This is a genomic window from Corticimicrobacter sp. (genome assembly GCF_040137905.1).
Lineage (GTDB): Bacteria > Pseudomonadota > Gammaproteobacteria > Burkholderiales > Burkholderiaceae_B > Corticimicrobacter.
On the sequence record NZ_JBEFDG010000040.1, the window covers coordinates 38,482 to 59,782 of the forward strand.

Genomic DNA, 21,301 nt, shown 5'->3' on the forward strand with positions numbered 1-21,301 from the left:
GTTTCGTGCGATGCAATCATCGCTTCATGAGCTATACCGAACGAAATGAAAAAAGGTATCAGTGCGTTATGCAATTATGATCAAAAAATGACTGCACATGCCGCAACATCGACAGGGCACACAGTTGCCAGCCCGTTCACACCTGGGCGGCAGGCACCACCCTGATCCAGTAGCGCGTCATACGCACGACACGGACCGGCAGTGTCTGAGCCAGCAGATTGAGACTGCGGTCACTATCCAGTACGGGAAAGGCTCCCGACACACGCAATTGCGCCAGTGCAGGATCGCAGCGGATCACGCCGGGGCGGTAACGTGACAATTCTCCCAGCAGGGTCTCGAGCGGCATGTCCTGTGCCAGCAGCATGCCCCGCGTCCAGGCGGGACGATCATTGCCGGATGCCATCGGCTCCCGTGACCAGACCGCAGGGTTGCCATCGGCCTGCCCGCGCCAACCCGCCTCGATCCGCAACCCGGCTGCCTCTCCTGCCACATTGGAGATACTGATCGTCCCCTCGTAGACGGCCACCCGGCAACCCCGACCCGTCAGAGCCACGTCGAAACAGGTCCCCAGCGCCCGGATCTCGCCATAGGCAGTCCGCACCACGAACGGCCGTGCCGCCGTGCCATGATCTGATGCGGTCGTCACCAGTATCTCGCCCCGCAGCAATTCGAGCGCCCGGATCTCGTCTGTATAGACCACATTGACGGCACTGCCGGTATTGAGCAGGACGGTCCCGCCATCGGCCAGCGTATGGGTCCGTTGCTCGCCGGTACCGGTCTGGACATCGGCCAGTTGTGCACGTATCCCGTCACGCCCCTGCCAGCCCGCCCAGGCCAGCGGCCCGGCCGCCATCAGCACGGCCAGCTTGAGTGCGATGCGACGCCGCCCCTTGCGGTCAAGCCGGCCCAGCGTCTCGCCGGCCAGTTCTCCAGGCACGGCCCCCAGCAAGCCCATGATCTGCCCGGCCCGCTGCCATGCCGCCTCATGATGCGGGCTCTGGCTGCGCCAGTGCTCGATGCGGCTGCGATCGCGTGCCGTGGCCTCACCCGACTGCAGCAATACCATCCAGTCGGCAGCCTGTTCGAGCACCTTGCGGTCAGGGACGATGTCGGTCGTTTTGCCTGGCATATTGCCTGACACGTTGCGCGGCATGACTCAGCCCACCGACAGGCAGGCCAGAAAGGCCGACCGCATATGACGCTTGACCGTCGGCAGCGACAGGCCTGTTTCGGCCGCGATCTGGGCATAGGTCAGGCCATCGAACTGCGACAGCATGAAGACACGCCGCGTGCGTGCCGGCAAGGTCTGCAGCATGGCATCGATACGATGCAGTGCTTCCAGCAGCAACGCCTGTGTTTCCGGCGAGGGTGCCATGGCCTCTGGCAAGGCCGCCAGGGTTTCCAGCCAGGCCTGCTCCAGATCCTGGCGACGCCAATGGTCGATCAGCAAGCCCTTGGCGATGTGAGTCAGAAAGCGCCGGCCATCCTCCGGCATCGCCGGCATGCGGCGCGTGCTGAGCACCCGGACAAAGGTGTCGTGCGCCAGATCCGCGGCCTCGGCGCTGCCACCCATGCGGCCATGCAGCCAGGTCCGCAGCCAGCCATGGTGGTCGCGATAGAGGCGTTCGAAAGCGGGGAAATCCAGCGGATTGACGTCGGGTGCAGACATGAGGACAGCGCCTCGAATGAAAAGAGAGGACTTTGAAGATCAACGTGATTGATTTTTATTATAAATCACTCTTTTCAAAAACAAGATATGCAGCACATCCCCCGGACGATGCCTCCTCTTCTGCCCCCCTTCTGCATCACGCAGGCAACCTCAGGCTGGTGGATAATGGCGACACAACCAAGCATCACATCACAACAAGAACATGCGGGCATGACCCGCCTGTCGAGGAGAACATGCATGCTGCCCGGCTGGGTCGTTCTGGCATCCCTGGGATACGCCGCCCTGCTCTTTGCCGTCGCCTGGATCGGCGACCGCTATCCGTTGTATCCGCAGCGCCCCTGGCTGCGCCCGGCCGTCTACAGCCTGGCCATGGCGGTGTACTGCTCGTCATGGACGTTCTACGGCGCGGTCGGCTCGGCCGTGCGCTACGGCATCGGCTACCTGCCGATCTATCTCGGCCCCTTCCTGATGATGCTGTTCGGCTGGCGCATCCTAGAACGGCTGGCCCTGATCGCCCAGTCGCAGAACACCGTCTCGATCGCCGACTTCATCGCCTCGCGCTATGGCCGCTCCCAGCGCCTGGCGGCCATCGTGGCAGTGATCGCCATCATCGCCGCCATCCCCTACCTGGCATTGCAATACAAGGCCGTCGCCATCAGTCTGGGGGTACTGGGCGGCGTCGAAATGCTGTCCACCACGTTCGGTGATCCAGCGCTCTACGTGGCAGCGCTGATGGCGCTCTTTTCCATACTGTTCGGCACCCGGCAGGTCGATGCCACCGAACACCGGCCCGGCCTGATGCTGGCCGTCGCCTTCGAATCACTGGTCAAGCTGCTGGCGCTGGTCGCGGTCGGCCTGTTCGCCATGCACTGGTTCTCCGGCCATGAGCTGGACCTGGTCTCTGCCAGCCGTGCGCTGATCGAATCCACGCCGCCGGTTGGTTTTGTCGGCCAGACCCTGCTGGCGTTTGCCGCCATTATCTGCCTGCCCCGCCAGTTCCACGTCGCCATTGTCGAATGCGGCAATGTCAGCGACATCCGCCGTGCCCGCTGGCTGTTCGGTGCCTACCTGGTCATCATCAGCCTGATGGTCCTGCCGATTGCCAGCGCGGGCGTCGCCCTGTTCGGTGCGCACGGCGTCGTTGCCCCCGACAGCTTCGTGCTGGCGCTGCCGCTGTCGCAGCGCGAGACCTGGCTGGCGCTGATCGCCTACATCGGCGGCTTTTCCGCAGCCACCGGCATGGTGATCATGGTCAGCGTGGCGCTGGCCACCATGGTCAGCAACGACCTCATCATGCCGATGCTGCTGCGCCGCAAATGGGCCCAGGCCCATCAGGGCAGCGTGGCCTCGGTCGTGCTGTGGGTACGGCGCCTGTCCATTCTCGGCCTGGCGGCCGTGGCCTATGGCTATTACCGTGCCAGCGCCGGCAGCGGCGATTCGTCGCTGGCCTCGTTCGGCCTGATGTCCTTTGCCGCCGTGGCCCAGTTCGGTCCCGGGCTGATCGGCGGTCTCTACTGGCACGGTGCCAGCCGCAAGGGTGTGGAGGCCGGCCTGCTGATCGGTTTTGGCACCTGGGCCTACACCCTGCTGCTGCCCAGCCTGACCCAGGCCGGCTGGCTCGATCCCGGCTGGATGGTTCACGGCCCGTTCGGTATCGGCTGGCTGCGCCCCCACCAGTTATTCGGCCTCGATGGCTGGGATCCACTCACGCATGGTACCTTCTGGTCGCTGTTGCTCAACAGCATCGTCATGCTGCTGGTTTCGGCACGCTGGGGCCCCAGCCTGGCCGAGCGCCTGCGCGCAGAGCCATTCCTGGATCCCTATGCCGACCGCCGCGCCCATACATCGCGCCAGTGGCACGGCACCCTGCGCGTGCATGACCTGCAGACGCTGGCTGCACGCATCGTCGGCGAAAAGACTGCCCTGCGCGCCTTCAAGCGCCAGGCCAAGGTCTTCAATCAGCCGCTCGATCCCAATCAGCGCGCCGATCGTGCCTGGGTACACTTCACCGAATTGCTGCTGGCCGCTGCCGTGGGCGCGGCATCGGCACGGCTGGTCATGACCAGTGCCCTGCAGGGTTCCGGCATGGAAATTGCCGCCGTCGTGGCCGTGCTCGACGAAGCCGGCCAGGAACTGCGTTTTAACCGCGACATCCTGCTGGCCACGCTGGAGAATATCGACCAGGGCGTCAGCGTGGTCGACAGCGAAATGCGCCTGATGGCCTGGAACCAGCGCTACCAGCAACTGTTCAACTATCCGGCCGGCATGCTCTATGTAGGCCGCTCGGTAGCCGACCTGATCCGCTACAACGTCGCCAGCGGCAAGATCGGCGATGGTCGCCCAGATCTCGACATGGAGCAGGAGGTCAGCAAGCGCATCGCCTTCATGCAGGCGGGCTCTCCCCACATCTACCAGCGCACCCTCAAGTCCGGCCAGGTCATCGAACTGCGCGGGCGCCCGCTGCCTGGTGGCGGCTACGTCACCAGCTACAGCGATGTCACCGACTACAAGCGAGTCGAGCGTGAACTGCGCGATATCAATGAAACCCTGGAGCAGCGGGTCGCCGAACGCACCCGCGAAGCCGAACAGGCACACGAATCACGCTCGCGCTTTCTGACTGCCGTCAGCCACGATGTGCTGCAACCCATCAATGCCGCACGGCTCTTCGCCTCGGCCATGCGGGAAAGCCAGGAGGCAGAGGAACTCCGGCATCTGGCGGAACGGGTCGATACCTCGCTGCGCGCCGCCGAAGAACTGCTCGACGGCCTGCTCGATGTATCGCGCCTGGATGCGGGCGCATTGCGCCCGGAGCTGTCCGAATTCGATGTCAGCGCCATGCTGCGCCAACTGGCCGACCAGTATGTACCGATGGCAACCGGACGCGGCCTGCGAATACGCATCCATGCCCGCCCCACCTTCGTGCGCAGTGACCGGCGCCTGTTGCGCCGGGTACTGCAGAACTTCCTGGCCAACGCCCTGCGCTACACACGCACAGGCAGGATCATCCTGTCGGCACGACGACGCGGCGACCAGATCATCCTGCAGGTCTGGGATACCGGTCCAGGCATTCCCGCGCACCACCTGCGGCAGATCTACGAAGAGTTCCATCGTTTCGAACAGCCTTTCGACTGGGATGGCCGCGGCCTCGGCCTGGGCCTGTCGATCTGCCAGCGCATTTCACTGCTGCTTGACCATGCGCTGGGCGCGCGCTCTGTCGTCGGCAAAGGCAGCATGTTCTCTATCTCGGTGCCTGCCGTGGCTGCTCCTCCTGTGATACAGGCAGCCGACACCCAGCGCCCGGTGCTGCCGGTCGATGCCTCGCTGCATGGCCTGCGCGTGCTTTGCCTGGACAATGATCCCGACATCCTGGCCGGCATGCGGGCCTTGCTTGGCCGATGGCAGATCGAACCGATCTGCGCCACCACGATCGACGAAGCGCTGGAACTGATGCAGGAATGCCCCGATGTGCTGCTGGTGGACTATCACCTGCATGATCGTCTTGACGGTCTCGACAGCCTCGACGCACTCACGGCGCGTTGTCCGGGCATAGAAGGAGCACTCCTGACGGCCGATGGCAGCGCCGAAGTCAAGCAGGCCGCTCGCACGCGAGGCTATCGGGTACTGACCAAACCGGTCAAGCCGGCCTCGCTGCGGGCGTTTCTCTCTGCGCAGGCCAGCCGGCGCCGAAACCTGCCGTCTACAAGCATAGATGCATGAACGCCACACCTCCAGACACCATCATCGTGCAGGACATTGCCGCAGAGAAAATCAGGATCAGGGTCGAAGGCCAGTGTCTGTTGTCAGAAATGAAGCACCTTGGGTTCAGGGCCGAAAACGATTGCATGGTCAGGATCACGCACGATCAGGCTGAAAAGATCCAGATCCTGGCAACGCTGGCCAAGATGGATGCTCTGTTTCTCTTCGGATATGGGTGGTACCCCTCCGAAGTCATGGCGCTGTACAGGGAACAGGGACTTTACTGCGGAAGCTATAAAGTCATCTCGTGGTCCAGCCCCGATTGCTACCGCATAGATATCGAACAGCCATGATCCAGCCTGTCCGCCTTGGCTTTCTCACCCGGCACAGGTAAATAAACCTAGTAGATCAAGGACAGCCAAAAAATACCCTCATGCTTGTCACTGCGCGCCGGCGCTGCCCCCAAAGGGGCGCTTTTTGTCTTGGGGCGGCCCGGTGACAAAAAAAGCAGGCTCAGTCCTGGATCGGCCGATTCGGCAGGTTCAGGCCCAGCTTGCCGGCAACCAGCACTGCCTGGGTACGGTTGGACGCGCCCAGCTTGCGCATGATCGCGGTCATGTGCGCCTTGACCGTGGCTTCGGATACGCCAAGATCATAGGCAATCTGCTTGTTGAGCTGTCCGGCTCCGACCATCTGCAGCACACGAAACTGCTGTGGTGTCAGCTCACGCACACGGGCGGCCACGAGTTGCTCCTCATCACTGGCTCCCTGGACGGAATAGGCCACTTCTGGAACCCAGGTACCGCCATCGAGCACCTGCTGCAGGGCCTGCCCGAGAATGGTGGCATCGGCGGACTTCGGGATGAATCCCATGGCACCATGGTCGAGCGCCCGTCGCATCAGCAGCGGGTCTTCATGTGCCGAGACAATGATGACAGGCAGTTGCGGATGCAGTGCCCGCAGGTGAATGAGTGCGCTGAAACCACTGGCTCCCGGCATATCGAGATCCAGCAGCAGCAGGTCGGCATCGGGATATTCCTCGACCAGTTCGTACAGGCGTGCGAGCTGGTCGGCTTCATGGATGGCAGTCCCTGGCAATGCCCGCGCGACCACCCCGCGCAACGCTTCGCGAAACAGGGGATGGTCGTCGGCAATCAGCAGTTCTGTCATGCGGTCATCAGCGGATGAAACGCTCCTGGACCAGCGACTCGACGACCGACGGATCGGCCAGCGTGCTGATGTCACCCAATTGCTCAGGCGCGTTTTCGGCAATCTTGCGCAGGATGCGCCGCATGATTTTACCCGAACGCGTCTTGGGCAATGCAGGTGCCCACTGCAGGTAGTCCGGCGTGGCGATGGGGCCGATATTCTGGCGCACATGGGCCACCAGCTCCTTGCGCAGCTCCTCGCTCGGGACCTCGCCGGCCTTGAGCGTCACGTACACATAGATACCCTGGCCCTTGACGTCATGGTTGAAACCGACCGCAGCGGCCTCGGCGACCTTGGCGTGCAGCACCAATGCGCTTTCCAGTTCAGCCGTACCGATCCGGTGGCCGCTGACGTTGATCACGTCATCGACACGCCCGGTGATCCAGTAGTCGCCATCGGCGTCGCGGCGGCAGCCATCTCCCGTGAAGTACATGCCCGGATAGGCCCTGAAGTACGTATCGATGAACCGCTGGTGATCACCGTACACCGTCCGCATCTGGCCGGGCCACGATCCCATCAGCACCAGATTCCCCTCGCCGGCCCCCTGGATAAACTCTCCGTTGGCATCAACCAGTGCCGGCTCGACACCAAAGAACGGCTTCATGGCCGCCCCCGGCTTGGCCGCCGTGGCACCCGGCAGCGGCACCATCAGGCAACCGCCGGTTTCAGTCTGCCACCAGGTATCGACGATCGGGCAGCGGCCGTCGCCCACCACATCGTAGTACCAGCGCCAGGCTTCGGGATTGATCGGCTCGCCCACCGTGCCCAGCAGTCGCAGCGACTTGCGCGAGGCTTTCTTGACCGGTGCCTCGCCATCGCGCATCAACGCACGGATCGCCGTGGGTGCCGTATAGAAAATCGAGACCTGATGCTTGTCGATGGTGGTCCAGAAGCGCGACGAATCGGGATAGCTGGGCACGCCCTCGAAAATGACCGTGGTGGCACCATTGGCCAGCGGGCCGTAGACGATATAGCTGTGGCCGGTGACCCAGCCGATATCGGCCGTGCACCAGTACACGTCGTCTTCGCGCAGGTCGAACACGCACTCATGGGTATAGCTGGCATAGGTCAGGTAGCCCCCCGACGTATGCAACACGCCCTTGGGCTTGCCGGTACTGCCCGAGGTGTAGAGAATGAAGAGCGGATCTTCGGCATTCATGCGCTCGGGCTCGCAATCACCCGGCTCATTGGCCGTCACTTCGTGCCACCAGTGATCGCGACCCGTCTGCATCTCGATCTCGCCACCGGTATGACGCAGTACCACAACCGCCTCGACACTGGTCACGTCCGGCAGTTGCAGCGCAGCATCGACGTTGGCCTTGAGCGCCACGCGACGGCCGGCACGCAGGCCTTCATCGGCCGTGATCACTACCTTGGCGTCACAGTCGCGCACCCGGTCGGCCAGCGATGTCGGCGAAAAACCACCGAACACCACGTTGTGGATCGCACCGATACGGGCGCAGGCCAGCAGCGCCACGGCAGCATCGACCACCATCGGCAGATAGACCGTGACCCGATCACCCTTGCCCACGCCCAGCTTGCGCAGCGCATTGGCCAGCTTGCAGACGCGGGTATACAGTTCACGGTAGGTGATGCGTTGCGCTGGTGCGTTGGGATCGTCCGGTTCCCAGATGATGGCGGTCTTGTCGGCCCGCTTTTCGAGATGGCGATCCACGCAGTTGACACTGACGTTCAGCTCGCCGTCTTCGTACCACTTGATCTTGAAGTGGTCGGGATTAAGGTCGACATCGCGGATCCTGGTCGGTTCCTTATACCATTGCAGGCGCTTGGCGACCTTGCCCCAGAACGCATCAGGATCATCGATCGACTCTTTGTACAGTCGGTTGTACTCGGCTTCGGTGATCGTATTGGGGCCAGCAAATCCGGCAGGAGCGGGATAGCGGTCGAGAACTTCGGTCATGGCATTACCTCTTTCAGAAATCAGGCCTGGACCCCGGAGGGTCCAGGCATGGTCATCGACAGATCAGTTTAGTGGGAAACGGCCGACGTAGAACCGATCCCGGTCTGGCTGCGCACTGTCAGTGCATCGAAGGCTTCGCTTTCCTTGCGGGCCTGCTCGCTGTTATCAAGCTTGGAGAACAGCCAGATCGACAGGAACGCCAGCGGAATCGACAGGATACCCGGATTCGGGAACGGCACGATGGCTTCGGCATTGCCCAGTACGTCGACCCAGACCGTCTTGCTCAGCACCACCCAGATCGTGGCCGTGGCCAGACCGATAAAGCCGCCGATGGTTGCCCCACGGGTCGTGCAGCCGCGCCACGAGATCGACATCACCAGGACCGGGAAGTTGGAGCTGGCCGCAATCGCGAAGGCCAGGCCCACCATGAAGGCCACATTCTGGTTCTCGAACACGATCCCCAACAGGATGGACAGTACGCCCAGCGCCACCGTCGAAAGGCGGGAGATGCGCATCTGCTGCTGCTCGGTCGCACGGCCCTTGGCAAACACGTTGGCATACAGGTCGTGGGAGATTGCGGCTGCACCGGCCAGCGCCAGACCAGCCACCACCGCCACGATCGTAGCGAACGTCACCGCAGCCAGAAAGCCCAGCAGCAGGTTGCCACCAACGGCATTGGCCAGGTGCACGGCCACCATGTTGGTACCACCGATCAGGTTGGTGAGCATATTGAACTTGCCATCCGGTCCCGTCACGAAATACTCGGGATGACGAACCAGCAGGGCAATGGCACCAAAACCGATGATGAAAGTCAGGATATAGAAGTAGCCGATGAAGCTGGTGGCATAGATCACAGACTTGCGCGCTTCCTGGGCATTGGACACCGTAAAGAATCGCATCAGGATATGCGGCAGGCCTGCCGTACCGAACGCCAGGGCTATCCCCAGTGACAGCGCATTGAGCGGATTGCTGCTGACCGATGCGCCCGGCGCCATCAATGCAAGATGGTTGGGATGCACCTTGACGGCTTCTGCCAGCATGGTATTGGGGTTGTAATTGAAGATCGCCAGTACCAGCACGGCCATCAGCGTCGCACCGAACAGCATCAGCACGGCCTTGATGATCTGCACCCAGGTGGTGGCCGTCATGCCACCAAAGGCTACGTAGATCATCATCAGCGCGCCGACGATCAGCACGGCCAGCTTGTAGTTGAGGCCGAACAGCAGCACGATCAGCTTGCCCGCCCCTACCATCTGCGCAATCAGGTACAACGCAATGATCAGCAGCGAAGCACTTGCTGCCAGCACGCGCATCGGCGTCTGGCCCAGACGGAACGAAGTCACGTCGGCAAAGTTGTAGCGACCCAGATTGCGCAGGCGCTCGGCGATCAGGAACATCACCACCGGCCAGCCAAACAGGAAGCCGATGGCATAGATCATGCCATCGAAACCGCTCACATAGACCAGCCCGGCAATCCCGAGGAAGGACGCCGCCGACAGATAGTCACCCGCAATGGCCAGGCCATTCTGGAAACCGGTGAGACCGCCACCTGCGGTATAGAAATCGGATGTCGTCACCGTGCGGCGGGCAGCCCACCATGTGATGCCCATCGTGCCGGCGATGAAGACCAGGAACATGACAATGGCGGACGTGCTGACCTGCCCAGGCGCAGCGGCCTGTGCCAGCCCCGTCATGGCGAAGAACAGCCAGGAAGCAGCAAATATTTTTTTCATGATACGTCCTTCACGATGTCCTTGATGAGGGGGTCGAATATCTTGTTGGAAAAGTAGATATAGACCGCCACCAGCACCACAGCGCTCACGCAGACCAGCACGCCCGCAAGCACGCCGATACTCATCGTCCAGCCCGGCCCAAGGGGACTGCCGAACAGTTCGGGATCGAAGGCCAGGGTCAGGATGAACCCTGCGTAAATGACCAGAGTCGCAATGAAGAACTGCATGCTCATCCGGTTGCGCCGCCTCAGCAATTCCTGATACTTGGGATGCTTGAGAACGGCAGTGACAACATCTTTGTCGCTCATGTTGATGCCTCCAGTCGTTTATGGGGTATCGCAGGTTATGGCCCTGCGTATATCGACACCGCTACACGCGGTTTCTGGCAGCCAATATAAAGCCCTGCCAGCGGCATGGACAGCGCGACTTTGGTCGTACTGGGAAACACCATTGTGCTGATACACTAGCAGCCGATCGATCCAGAGTTATCGATCGACCCAGCAGTCATCGCCAGTGATTTTCAGGAGACATCACCATGAGTGCGATCCTCACCATCGACCCCACACTGGTTGCCAGCCTCGCCCCCACCGGCGTACTGCGCACCGTCATCAACCTGGGCAATCCTGCACTGGCACGCGTGCGGCCAGGCCCGGAACAGCAGGTCGCAGGTGTCTCCATCGATATTGCCCAGGATCTGGCCCAGCGCCTGGGCGTGGAAGCCCGCCTGATGGTGGTGGACAATGCACGCCAGGCCGTCGAGGCCGTCGGCAGCCTTGAAGCGGATCTCGGTTTCTTCACCCTCGACAGTTGTCAGGACCAGCCCATCGCCACCAGCGCGCCCTATCTGCTGATCGAAGGCTGCTATCTGGTCAGGCAGGAGTCCCCCATCCGCAGCAATGAAGACGTGGACCAGGCCCATCACAAGGTGGTGGTCAGCCAGGGCAGCGCCTACGAGCAATTCCTGGGCAAGTCACTGGAATATGCACAGCTGGTACGCGCAAGCACCTCGCTCGATGCCATCGCCCGCATGCTCGACAGCGGTGCCGATGCGGTCGTCGGCATCCGCCAGACGTCCTGGAATGATTCCCCCCACAAAGACCGGCTGCGCCAGCTCGATGGCTGCTTCATGGTCCTGCAACAGGTACTCGGCATTTCCGAAGAGGTCGGCGCGGATGCCGCCCGATTCCTGGCGGCCTATACCGAATATCTCAAGCAGAGCGGCTTCATCCAGGCTCGCCTCGACGAACACGGCATCGCAGGGGCCACGGTGGCACCCCTGCGCCCGCCGGAAGACTGACCGCCTGAGAGGCGATCTGTCAGATCGCCTCGTCGGCCTGCACGCCGGAACGATAGACCTCGTAGACGATCACGGGGATATCCAGTTCGCCCAGGTACTTTTCCAGCAACGGCTTGACATCATGCCACGCCAGCCCGCCCACGCCGGTTGCCAGCCGGGGCAATGCCACGCTGGTGACGTGCTCGTCGCGCAGATGCCTGGCCAGATGGCGCAAGGCATGCCCCACATTCTCGAGGGTTGCCTTGCCGGGCCGAGCCGTACGGCCATCACCCAGGCTGTCCTGGGTCACCAGGTTGACGATGCGACGCACCGAACCATCCTCGTTCACACCGGCCCAGGGCCAGATGTCGCCCGGTTCGACGGAATGGGCACGCACGGCATGCCGGTAATCCTTGACCAGCGACGGCCAGCGCTCGCGCAGCGCCAGCGCAAGGCCGCTGTCGAACGGATCCTGTGGCGCGATGCCGTGGGCAATCACCTGGGCCTGGGTCAGCAGAATATCGCCTTCAACTTCTCGAATCATGATTATTCCTCTTGGTTGAACACTTCTACTAGAACCAGCTGGCAATGTCAGGGTACGCCCGCCATGCCGGCCCTGCCTTGACAGTGATCAAACACGCTGCGCTGTATTTCCTGCCACTCGACTTGCCATGGCCAGACAATATAAATATACTACCCCCCAGTATATAGAGAGTGCTGGACATGCCTTATACCGTTCATGAGAAAAAACGCGTCACCGCACGCGTCAAGCGCATTCGCGGACAGACCGAAGCATTGCTGCGCGCGCTCGATGCGGACCAGAGATGTGCTGCCGTCCTGCAGCAGATCGCGGCCATCCGCGGTGCCGTCAACGGCCTGATGTCGGAGGTCATGGAAGCCCATATCCGCGAAACCTTCGGCCAGACGCCCGACACCTCCCCCGAACGCAGCCGCCAGATCGAAGAGCTCAACAGTCTGGTCCGCTCCTATCTCAAGTAGGCAGCATCCCGTTCTCTGTGTCCTTCTCGCACGCGCCGGCCTCGCCGCGCCATTCCATACCAACAAGGAGTTCCACCATGAAATCACGTGCAGCAGTGGCCTTCGGCCCAGGCAAGCCCCTCGAAATCGTCGAGATCGATGTCGCCCCCCCTCAAAAAGGTGAAGTCCTGGTCCGCATCACGCACACCGGCGTCTGCCACACTGATGCCTTCACCCTGTCGGGAGACGATCCGGAAGGCATTTTTCCGGCGGTGCTCGGCCATGAGGGCGGCGGCATCGTGGTCGAGGTCGGCGAAGGCGTCACCAGCCTGAAGCCCGGCGATCATGTCATCCCGCTCTATACCGCAGAGTGTCGTGCCTGCAAATTCTGCCTGTCCGGCAAGACCAACCTCTGCCAGGCCGTACGCGCGACCCAGGGCAAGGGCCTGATGCCCGATGGCACCACGCGCTTCTCCTACAACGGCGAACCCATCTACCACTACATGGGTTGCTCGACTTTCAGCGAATACACGGTCGTGCCCGAAATCTCGCTGGCAGTCATCAATCCCGAGGCTCCGCTGGAAAAAGTCTGCCTGCTGGGCTGCGGCGTGACCACCGGCATCGGTGCCGTCCACAACACCGCCAAGGTACAGGAAGGCGATACCGTCGCCATCTTCGGCCTGGGCGGCATCGGGCTGGCCGCGATCCAGGGCGCAGTACAGGCCAAGGCAGGCCGCATCATCGCCATCGACACCAACCCCAACAAGTTCATCCTTGCGCAGGCCATGGGGGCCACCGACTGCATCAATCCCAAGGATCATGAGCGGCCCATCCAGGAAGTCATCGTCGAGATGACCGACGGCGGCGTCGATTTCAGCTTCGAGTGCATCGGCAATGTGGACGTCATGCGAGCCGCGCTCGAGTGCTGCCACAAGGGCTGGGGCGAAAGCGTCATCATCGGCGTGGCCGGTGCCGGGCAGGAAATCCGGACCCGCCCGTTCCAGCTGGTCACCGGCCGCGTCTGGCGCGGCTCGGCCTTCGGCGGGGTGAAGGGCCGTACGCAGTTGCCAGGCATGGTCGAGCAATCCATGAAGGGAGAAATCGACCTTGATCCCTTCATCACCCACACGATGCCGCTGGAACAGATCAATGAAGCCTTCGACCTGATGCACGAAGGCAAATCGATCCGCACGGTCATCCACTACTGATCGATGCAGCCCCCCCACGAGCCTCTGGCTGTCGTGGGCTGCCCTTGCCAGGGTTGTCCCCATCACCTGTGGACAACCCTGGGGGCAAGCGATGGGTATATCCCTCCACCCTCGCAACCATGCGGCCATCACACGCACTGCGCAAAAAATGCGCATCTCCGGGCTGACTGGATATCGCGGTCCCCGCCAAGGCGGCATCGGCGGTTAGAATCTGGGCACACAGCGCGACTGCTGTCATCCTCGTTCGCTACGGTTGCCTATCCCATGTCCCCTTCCTTCTCCCTTCGCCTGCGCGTCGGCCTGATCGCCGCCACCCTTGCCCTGGCCGGCTGCACCCTGCCTCCCGCAGACAGCCCGGCCCGCTCTGCCGTTTCGGCAACCTGCGCCACACAAGCCACCACGCAGGCGCTTCCCTCCTGGCAGGATCGCGCAGCCCGGCAGGAAATCCTGGCATTCATCGAGCATGTCACCACACCCGGCCACCCTGACTATGTGCCTCCTGCCGAGCGACTGGCGGTCTTCGACAACGACGGCACACTTTGGGCGGAAAAGCCGCATTGGTTCTCGGTACAGTTCTACATAGACCGCGTACGCGCGCTGGCACCGGAGCATCCCGAATGGATGGCCGACCCCCTGCTGGCCTCGGTCATCGCCAACGATCCGGCTGATCCGCCCAAGCTGGGCGGCAAGGAAGTGATCCGACTGGCCGCGCTGGCGGAAACCGGCCTGGACCAGGAAAGCTTCCGCGCGATTGCCCGCGACTGGCTGGCCACCGCCCGGCATCCGGAAACCGGCATGCTCTACCGGGACATGGTTTACCAGCCCATGCTGGAGCTGCTCGACCTGCTGCGTGGTCATGGCTTTCGCACCTACATCAGCACGGGTGGATTCGATGAATTCACCCGCGCACTGGCTCCCGTCTATGGCATCCAGCCCTATGAAGTGCTTGCCACCCGCTGGAAAATGACCTACCAGGAGCAGGAAGGCGGTTCGGTCGTCATGCGCGAACCCACACTGGATTTCTATAACTACAACGAAGACAAGCCTGTCGGCATCGAGGTTGCCCTGGGCATGCGTCCCATCCTGGCCGCCGGCAATTCGGATGGCGACCTGGCCATGATGACCTATGTGGCCGACCGCAGCGGCCCCTCCCTGGTGTTGCTGGTGGATCACGACGACGCACAGCGTGAATATGACTACGCCCGGGGAGCCGACCGCAGCCATGCACGCGCAGCCGAGCGTGACTGGACACGCATCAGCATCCGCGACGACTGGAATACGGTCTACCCCAGCGCGCGCTGAATCACATTGTGCCGGCAATGAAAAACCGCCGGCATGTGTAAACACATCCGGCGGTTTGCGGTGACACCTTCCGCAGAAGGTGTCAGCCCCAGTCGTTTACTTGCTGCTGCGGCGGCGCTCGGCCAGCACCCGACCCAGGCCCACCACGAACAGGGCACCCACCACCTGCGCAATCAGCGAAGTCGCCGTGCCGGGTTCCCCGAAATGGCGTACAGCCACGACGTCACCCACGATCATGCCGCCGGCAATCCAGCCCAGCAGCGCAGCGCCCAGCGTGATGACCAGGGGATAGCGGTCAATCAGCTTGAGCACAATCGTGCTGCCCCAGATGATGATCGGCACGCTGACTACCAAGCCAAAAATCACCAACCCCACCTGATGATCAGGATGGGCTCCCTGGGCCGCACCGGCAATCGCGATGACATTGTCGAGACTCATGACGAAGTCGGCCACGATGATCGTCTTGATCGCAGCCCAGATCGAAGCGCCGCCCTGCACATTGGCATGTCCCTCATCCTCGGGCATCAGCAGCTTGACGCCGATCCACAGCAACAGGGCTCCCCCCACGATCTTGAGATAAGGAATGGTCAGCAGCGTCAACGCAAAGGCAATCAGGATCACACGCAAAATAATCGCGCCTGCAGTTCCCCACAACACACCCTTGAGACGCTGCTCTGGCGGCAGGTTGCGACACGCCAGGGCAATAACGACGGCATTGTCGCCCCCCAGCAGGATATCGATGGCAATAATCTGGAATACAGCTGCCCAACTCAGGGTCTGCAGGAATTCAATCATGATGGATAAATGCTGTCTGTGGTTGCTTTAAGGATAATGTAAGGTTTCCCGATTATGGCACAACATCGATCTGCGTAAATTTCATTTAGCTTTCAGTTGTCAGGCTACCGCCCTGTTTGTCACACATAATTCCAAATGTTGAACTAGGGCCAAACCAGCAGGTTGTTTTCACAATACCCTGACAGAAAGTTGGGGAATACTGCGAAGTGGTCTTTTGTCTTTTCAGGAGCCAGGCACCTGCCATGGGTTCTCGCCATACTCCCCCTTTACCTCAGCTCGCCGAGAGCGAGCCACACATCAGGAACATTCTGGTCAGCACACTGACCGGCAGCCTGTGTGCCCTCCTCATCATTGACGGCAATGGGTTCATCCGGCATGCCACCCCAGGTGTGGCCCAACTGCTGGGGCATGCACCAGCCAACCTGGACGGCCAATCGCTCGACATGCTGCTGTCATCGGAGGATCTGCAGATCTGGCACAACCAGGCACGTCACTGTCTGTCGAAAGCGGTGCCGGTGCGCATCGATCTGCCCTTGCGCCATGCCCAGGGGCGACCACTATGGTGCGCCTGCCAGATCATGCCCTGCCTGCCAGATCACCAGGACAATACCTGCCTTGCCATGATGCTGACCGACATCGGCATGTCAAAGATCCATGAGCAATTCAATGGCAAGATACTTGCCGCGCTGGTCGAAGACAAGCCGATCTACGATATTGCCACACTGCTATGCCATGAGGTAATGACGCTGCAGCCGGACTGTGTTGCCACCATCGCCAAGGTCGACGCAGAAGACCGCCTGCGCATCCTCGCAGCGCCCGGCATGCCCAAGCATTTCTATGATGAAACCGAGGGCATGCAGATCGGCCCGATGGCCGGATCAAGCGGTACGGCAGCCTATCTCGGACAAACCGTGGTCAGCAATGACATCGCCACCAGCCCGCTCTGGGAACACCATCGTCATCTGCCGCTTTCACTGGGATTGCATGCCAGCTACTCGCATCCGATCAAGGGTGGCAACGACAGGGTAGTCGGCGTTTTCACGCAATACTATCGCCACCCACAGAAAAACGATGCCATGCAGGCGCAGTTGACCGCGCTGTGCCTGCAACTTTGCGCACTGCTGTTCGAGCGCGAGGCCTCGCGCGACGAAATCCAGCGCCTGGTCTTTTACGACGACCTGACCGGACTGCCCAACCGGCAATTCCTGCAAGCCCAGTCACGCCAGGCCCTGGCGGCAGCTTCACGCGCCAGCAGCAAGCTGGCGTTCATGTTCATCGATATAGACGGCTTCAAGCGCATCAATGACTCCCTCGGCACCGCTGCCGGCAACACGCTGCTGAAAACCACCGCACATCGGCTCAAGGGGCAGATCGTCGAGCCCGACATCGTCTGCAGGCTCTCTGCCGACGAATTCATCGCCATCGTGGCATTCCGCGACATGCGGCATGTCGTCGACATCGCCGGCAATATCCTGGAGCAGCTCAGCCAGCCGGTGCTGATCGGCAATGTCCCCATCCACCCATCCGCCTGTATCGGCATCAGTACATATCCGGAAGATGGACAGGATACAGAACAGCTTATCAGCCGAGCCAGCATGGCGCTGGACCAGGCCAAGACAGCCGGACGGAATCGCTGGAATTTCTTCGACAACGCCATCAACGAAGCCACGCAAGAGCATATTGCCCTGGAGTCCGCGCTGCATGATGCCCTTGATAGCGCCCAGTTGCGACTTTACTACCAGCCGCAGATCGACCTCAGGGATGGCTCGCTGCACGGATTCGAGGCGCTGACCCGCTGGTATCATCCCAGGCTCGGCCACGTCCCGCCGACACTGTTCATCCGGATCGCAGAAAACTGCGGACTGATCGACCGCATTGGCATCTGGTCGATCACTGAGGCCTGCCAACAGTTGCAACACTGGCGCAGCGCCGGTGCCCTCATCCCGTCCATTTCCGTGAACCTGTCGCCCAACAGCCTGCACGATGCGGAGCTTCCCACCAAGATAGGGCAGATCCTGTGGGATGAAAACCTTTCGCCGCAAGACCTCATCCTGGAGATCACGGAAAACGTCCTTCTGGACAACCACCCGGATACACTGCGCACCCTGGATGCCATTCATCGCCTGGGCATCCGCCTGGCGCTGGATGATTTCGGCACCGGCTACTCAAGCCTCGGCTATCTGCGTCGCCTGCCCGTTTGCGCCATCAAGCTCGACAAAAGCTATGTGCACGGCATGGACACCGATATCACCCTGCATGCCCTGACACAGGCCATTCTCCACATCGGCGACAGCATGCAGTTGCCAGTCATTGCCGAAGGCATCGAAACCTCGAGTCATCTGGCGCAACTGACCGAACTGGGCTATCACATCGGACAGGGTTATCTGTTCTCTCATCCATTACCGGCGCATGCCGTCCCATCCTGGATCGAGATCAACACACCCTGGATTTCCTGACATACACTCGGACAATAAAACTTACAGGTGCACGTTTTGAAACTGCTTTCATGGTTGAGTCTGGCGCTGGGTTGGTTTCTGATCCTCGGAACATCGTCATGGGGATTGGCAGGCGTGCTGCTGGTCGCACTCTTCGCGCTGATCCAGTACCGTCTCCACAGTCAGCCCGATACCGCGCTGGTGCCTGCGCAGCAGGAGGGTGATGACAGCCCCGCCGAACCCGATGCGCCCCTGGCCGTGGCACGCCCACCAGAGGCCGACAACATACTCGGCGAGTTGTTGAGCACACCGTCACCTTCGGGGATCGATCCAGAACAAGTCCCCTATCCTCCGAGCAGCCTGCCCGCACTCCAGGGCCTTCAGGCCGGTACGCTGTCGGATGATCCCGCCCTCAGGCCGGACACCCCTGCTCGCTGGCGCCGTGTCCTTTGGGCAAGCTACGGCAATGCCTATCTGCAGGATGCGCTGTCGCTGGAAGACTGGTACCGGCACGGCACACTCTGGGAGGCCACCTGCCCGTTCCTCAATGCCAGTGACCGCTCGCTGGTAGCGCATGATGGTTTCGAATGGCTGTCCATGCAAAAGCGCAATGGAGCCCTGCGCCTGAGCCTGGAGGACTATACCGCTGCACTGCCCGATTTTCTGCAGGCCCAGGATCGTCAAGCCCTGATCTGTCATTTCGCCGACCGTTGCGAAGTCTGGCTGCTGGCCTCGGAACAGTCACTGTACCAGCGTACGCATCTCGATGGCGGGCCCCGCTTTGGCATCTACCTGCCCGACATGGACAGCTACTGGCAGGTCGCCCGCCTGCCGGCCCAGGGCCCCACACCTGCCATTCACTGGGTGGCCGAGCAGACCCGCATCGGTGACATCCTGACCCACTATGGTCATCCATGGTGTCCATCACGCCTGACAGACCATAATGCCCCCTACTATCGATGGGGATACTGGCACGATACCGATTGGGCGGTCTTCTCGATCGTGCCCGAAGATCCAGCCATCATGATTCCACATGGCCTGTTCCGCGATCTGACCCACATGATGACCCAATTCGAGAACGACACGCACCCCAAGAACGAAGGCAATCTGTACCTGCAGACGACCGAAAAGGGCGTGGATCGCCTCCAGGCACATGGTCGCATGCTTGCGCAACTGCTCGACTACACGCAACGGCTGGCCGCCGCCGAGACACGCTGGCGCCCTCTGATCGGCAACCGCCGACGCTGACAAAACGCTGCTGCCGGTACGGGTAAATCCCGGCCCGGCAGACCTTGATGGCATAATATGGGGGTCTTCAGCACAACGGCACCCCATGTTTCCTAATCGACTGATCAATGGCTATCACGCTTTTCTTGATGGCCGTCTTCCCAAAGAACGTTCCCGCTACGAGGCACTGGCAGAGGTCGGCCAGAGCCCTGAGATCATGATCATCGGCTGTTGCGACTCCCGTGTCTCGCCCGAGGTGATCTTCGACGCAGGTCCGGGCGAAATGTTCGTCGCACGCAACGTCGCCAATCTGGTTCCGCCCTGTGAACAGGACAGCGAAAGCTACCACGGCACCAGCGCCGCCATTGAGTTCGCCGTCCAGGCGCTCAAGGTCAAGCACATCGTGGTACTGGGTCACGCCCAATGTGGCGGTGTCCGCGCCCTGGCGCAGAACTCGGTTCCGCTCTCACCCGGTGATTTCATCGGCAAGTGGATTTCGCAGATTGCCCATGTGGCCGAACGTGTCGGCCCCCCCGCCGACGGTGACATGACACGTCACCTGCGCCGCCTGGAGCTGGCTGTCGTCGAGTACAGTCTGGATTCGCTGATGACCTTCCCTGTCGTGAAGGATCGCGTCGAACGCGGAGAACTGACGCTGCACGGTGCCTATTTTGGTGTCGCCACTGGCATGCTGCTGGTTCGCAACCCGGAAACCGGCGAATTCACGCCCTGTCTGCCAGAAGACGTCATTCCCAGCGCTGCCTGAAACATTCAGGAAGCGACTTAAAAAGCAAAACGGGTGCCACTTGTGGCACCCGTTCTTGTTCCGACTCCGGAAATATATCAGCGCAGCCGCTCCATCCGGCCATTACAGGCCGGTAATCTGCGGCAAGCTTGTTATTGGCCACTATCGGGCTGGTAAGGCCCTGGCCGGATCGATGGCCTTGCCATCCTGTCGCAGCTCGAAATACAGGCCAACCTGACTGGCACCACTGCTGCCCATTTCCGCAATCCGCTGCCCCTGGGTAACACGCTGCCCCTCCTTGACCAGCAGGCGGCGGTTATGTGCATAGACCGTCATGTAATTGCCACTGTGCTGCAAAATGATCAGGTTACCGAATCCCAGCAGACCGCTGCCTGCGTAGGCTACCGTACCCGCCGCAGCGGCAGAGACCGGCGTACCGTCGGTATTGGTAATGGTAATGCCTCGGGCATTGCCGGCACCAAAGCGCTTGGTGACCGGGCCGGCCGCCGGCCAGGCCAGGCGAAGGTTGGCAAGCGGGGCTGTCGTCTGCCGACTGCTACCGGAAGCCGTACCACGACTGCTTGGCGACGACGATGGCGTACGCCCTGCAGTTGTACCGGATGGCGCACTGCGTCCGGCTGAAGTGCTGGCCCCGGCAGCAGAACCGGTCGGCGAGACTCGCAACACCTGACCAACCTCGATGCGATGGCGGTTCGAGAGGCGATTCCAGCGCACCAGGTCATCGACACTGCGGCCATGGCGGCGTGCAATCCTGTAAAGCGTATCCCCCTTCTGGACGCGATACTGACCGGCAGACACCGGCCCTGAGGCCACCCCGCCGCCACCGGAAGATGGCGAAGACGAGGCACATGCCGCCAGCACGCCGGCAACCATGCAGGCACCAAGCAGCCGAAAGATGCGTTTTGCGGATATACGATTCAGAAAAGAATCCATGCCAAGAAAGAACAGCCCAGACAAAACAGGTACCTGCTGCAGAAAAATTATCTGGGAATAGTATCAGAAAGGAGGGAGCGGCGTGGAGGCGGTGGCAGTCTGGTTCGGACAGGAGCTGGGGGCAGTCGGGCGATGAGTCGCTGCGCGGTTTCA

18 protein-coding genes are annotated in these 21,301 nt (G+C 61.5%); 9 read left to right on the forward strand and 9 right to left on the reverse strand.

Features of this window, described 5'->3' with window-relative positions:
* Nucleotides 1-136 precede the first annotated feature (136 nt).
* Both ABN482_RS06635 and ABN482_RS06640 read right to left on the reverse strand, forming a co-directional pair.
* On the reverse strand, nt 137-1,153 hold the full coding sequence (locus ABN482_RS06635) for a FecR domain-containing protein (RefSeq protein ID WP_349503243.1): 1,017 nt from the start codon (nt 1,151-1,153) through the stop codon (nt 137-139).
* A 3-nt stretch (nt 1,154-1,156) separates the two neighbouring features.
* Nucleotides 1,157-1,669, reverse strand: a complete 513-nt coding sequence (locus ABN482_RS06640; RefSeq protein ID WP_349503244.1) for a sigma-70 family RNA polymerase sigma factor — start codon at nt 1,667-1,669, stop codon at nt 1,157-1,159.
* 237 nt (nt 1,670-1,906) lie between these two features.
* Between ABN482_RS06640 and ABN482_RS06645 the strand changes: the two genes are divergently transcribed.
* A complete protein-coding gene (locus ABN482_RS06645; RefSeq protein ID WP_349503245.1) occupies nt 1,907-5,386 on the forward strand; it encodes a hybrid sensor histidine kinase/response regulator in 3,480 nt (1,159 codons plus the stop codon).
* On the forward strand, nt 5,383-5,718 hold the full coding sequence (locus ABN482_RS06650) for a hypothetical protein (protein ID WP_349503246.1): 336 nt from the start codon (nt 5,383-5,385) through the stop codon (nt 5,716-5,718). Before ABN482_RS06645 ends, ABN482_RS06650 begins: the two co-directional genes overlap by 4 nt.
* A 160-nt stretch (nt 5,719-5,878) precedes the next feature.
* Here the strand turns inward: ABN482_RS06650 and ABN482_RS06655 are convergent, their stop codons facing one another.
* The 4 genes from ABN482_RS06655 to ABN482_RS06670 all read right to left on the reverse strand — a co-directional run bounded on the left by ABN482_RS06655 (nt 5,879) and on the right by ABN482_RS06670 (nt 10,536).
* A complete protein-coding gene (locus ABN482_RS06655; RefSeq protein ID WP_143858701.1) occupies nt 5,879-6,535 on the reverse strand; it encodes a response regulator transcription factor in 657 nt (218 codons plus the stop codon).
* Between the two features lie 7 nt (nt 6,536-6,542).
* Entirely contained in the window at nt 6,543-8,495 is a 1,953-nt protein-coding gene (gene acs, locus ABN482_RS06660; protein WP_349503247.1) for an acetate--CoA ligase, read from the reverse strand.
* A gap of 68 nt (nt 8,496-8,563) precedes the next feature.
* Entirely contained in the window at nt 8,564-10,228 is a 1,665-nt protein-coding gene (gene actP / locus ABN482_RS06665) for a cation/acetate symporter ActP (protein WP_349503248.1), read from the reverse strand.
* Nucleotides 10,225-10,536: a DUF485 domain-containing protein gene (locus tag ABN482_RS06670; RefSeq protein ID WP_349503249.1), complete on the reverse strand. Its 312-nt coding sequence runs from the start codon at nt 10,534-10,536 to the stop codon at nt 10,225-10,227. The genes actP and ABN482_RS06670 overlap by 4 nt, the downstream gene beginning before the upstream one ends.
* Nucleotides 10,537-10,763: 227 nt before the next feature.
* On the opposite strand from ABN482_RS06670, the gene ABN482_RS06675 reads away from it, so the two are divergent.
* Nucleotides 10,764-11,525 carry a transporter substrate-binding domain-containing protein gene (locus tag ABN482_RS06675; protein ID WP_349503250.1) on the forward strand — a complete coding sequence of 254 codons (762 nt, stop codon included), beginning with the start codon at nt 10,764-10,766 and terminating at the stop codon, nt 11,523-11,525.
* A 19-nt stretch (nt 11,526-11,544) separates the two neighbouring features.
* On the opposite strand, the gene ABN482_RS06680 is transcribed toward ABN482_RS06675, so the two are convergent.
* Nucleotides 11,545-12,048 carry a macro domain-containing protein gene (locus ABN482_RS06680; RefSeq protein ID WP_349503251.1) on the reverse strand — a complete coding sequence of 168 codons (504 nt, stop codon included), beginning with the start codon at nt 12,046-12,048 and terminating at the stop codon, nt 11,545-11,547.
* 179 nt (nt 12,049-12,227) lie between these two features.
* On the opposite strand from ABN482_RS06680, the gene ABN482_RS06685 reads away from it, so the two are divergent.
* From ABN482_RS06685 to ABN482_RS06695, 3 genes are all read left to right on the forward strand, one after another.
* Complete coding sequence (locus tag ABN482_RS06685; RefSeq protein ID WP_349503252.1) at nt 12,228-12,503, forward strand: metal/formaldehyde-sensitive transcriptional repressor; 276 nt, start codon at nt 12,228-12,230, stop codon at nt 12,501-12,503.
* Nucleotides 12,504-12,580: 77 nt separating this feature from the next.
* Nucleotides 12,581-13,690, forward strand: coding sequence for an S-(hydroxymethyl)glutathione dehydrogenase/class III alcohol dehydrogenase (locus ABN482_RS06690; RefSeq protein ID WP_109061925.1), 1,110 nt, complete (start codon nt 12,581-12,583; stop codon nt 13,688-13,690).
* A gap of 264 nt (nt 13,691-13,954) precedes the next feature.
* Entirely contained in the window at nt 13,955-14,992 is a 1,038-nt protein-coding gene (locus ABN482_RS06695) for an HAD family hydrolase (RefSeq protein WP_349503253.1), read from the forward strand.
* Nucleotides 14,993-15,088: 96 nt separating this feature from the next.
* Here ABN482_RS06695 and ABN482_RS06700 read toward each other — a convergent pair whose 3' ends face one another.
* Nucleotides 15,089-15,787, reverse strand: a complete 699-nt coding sequence (locus tag ABN482_RS06700; protein WP_349503254.1) for a TerC family protein — start codon at nt 15,785-15,787, stop codon at nt 15,089-15,091.
* A gap of 242 nt (nt 15,788-16,029) precedes the next feature.
* On the opposite strand from ABN482_RS06700, the gene ABN482_RS06705 reads away from it, so the two are divergent.
* From ABN482_RS06705 to ABN482_RS06715, 3 genes are all read left to right on the forward strand, one after another.
* Complete coding sequence (locus tag ABN482_RS06705) at nt 16,030-18,243, forward strand: bifunctional diguanylate cyclase/phosphodiesterase (RefSeq protein ID WP_349503255.1); 2,214 nt, start codon at nt 16,030-16,032, stop codon at nt 18,241-18,243.
* A 36-nt stretch (nt 18,244-18,279) separates the two neighbouring features.
* On the forward strand, nt 18,280-19,470 hold the full coding sequence (locus tag ABN482_RS06710) for a hypothetical protein (RefSeq protein ID WP_349503256.1): 1,191 nt from the start codon (nt 18,280-18,282) through the stop codon (nt 19,468-19,470).
* Between the two features lie 85 nt (nt 19,471-19,555).
* Nucleotides 19,556-20,215, forward strand: coding sequence for a carbonic anhydrase (locus ABN482_RS06715; protein ID WP_349503257.1), 660 nt, complete (start codon nt 19,556-19,558; stop codon nt 20,213-20,215).
* A 141-nt stretch (nt 20,216-20,356) separates the two neighbouring features.
* Here the strand turns inward: ABN482_RS06715 and ABN482_RS06720 are convergent, their stop codons facing one another.
* Nucleotides 20,357-21,088, reverse strand: a complete 732-nt coding sequence (locus tag ABN482_RS06720; protein WP_349503258.1) for a peptidoglycan DD-metalloendopeptidase family protein — start codon at nt 21,086-21,088, stop codon at nt 20,357-20,359.
* Nucleotides 21,089-21,301 lie beyond the last annotated feature (213 nt).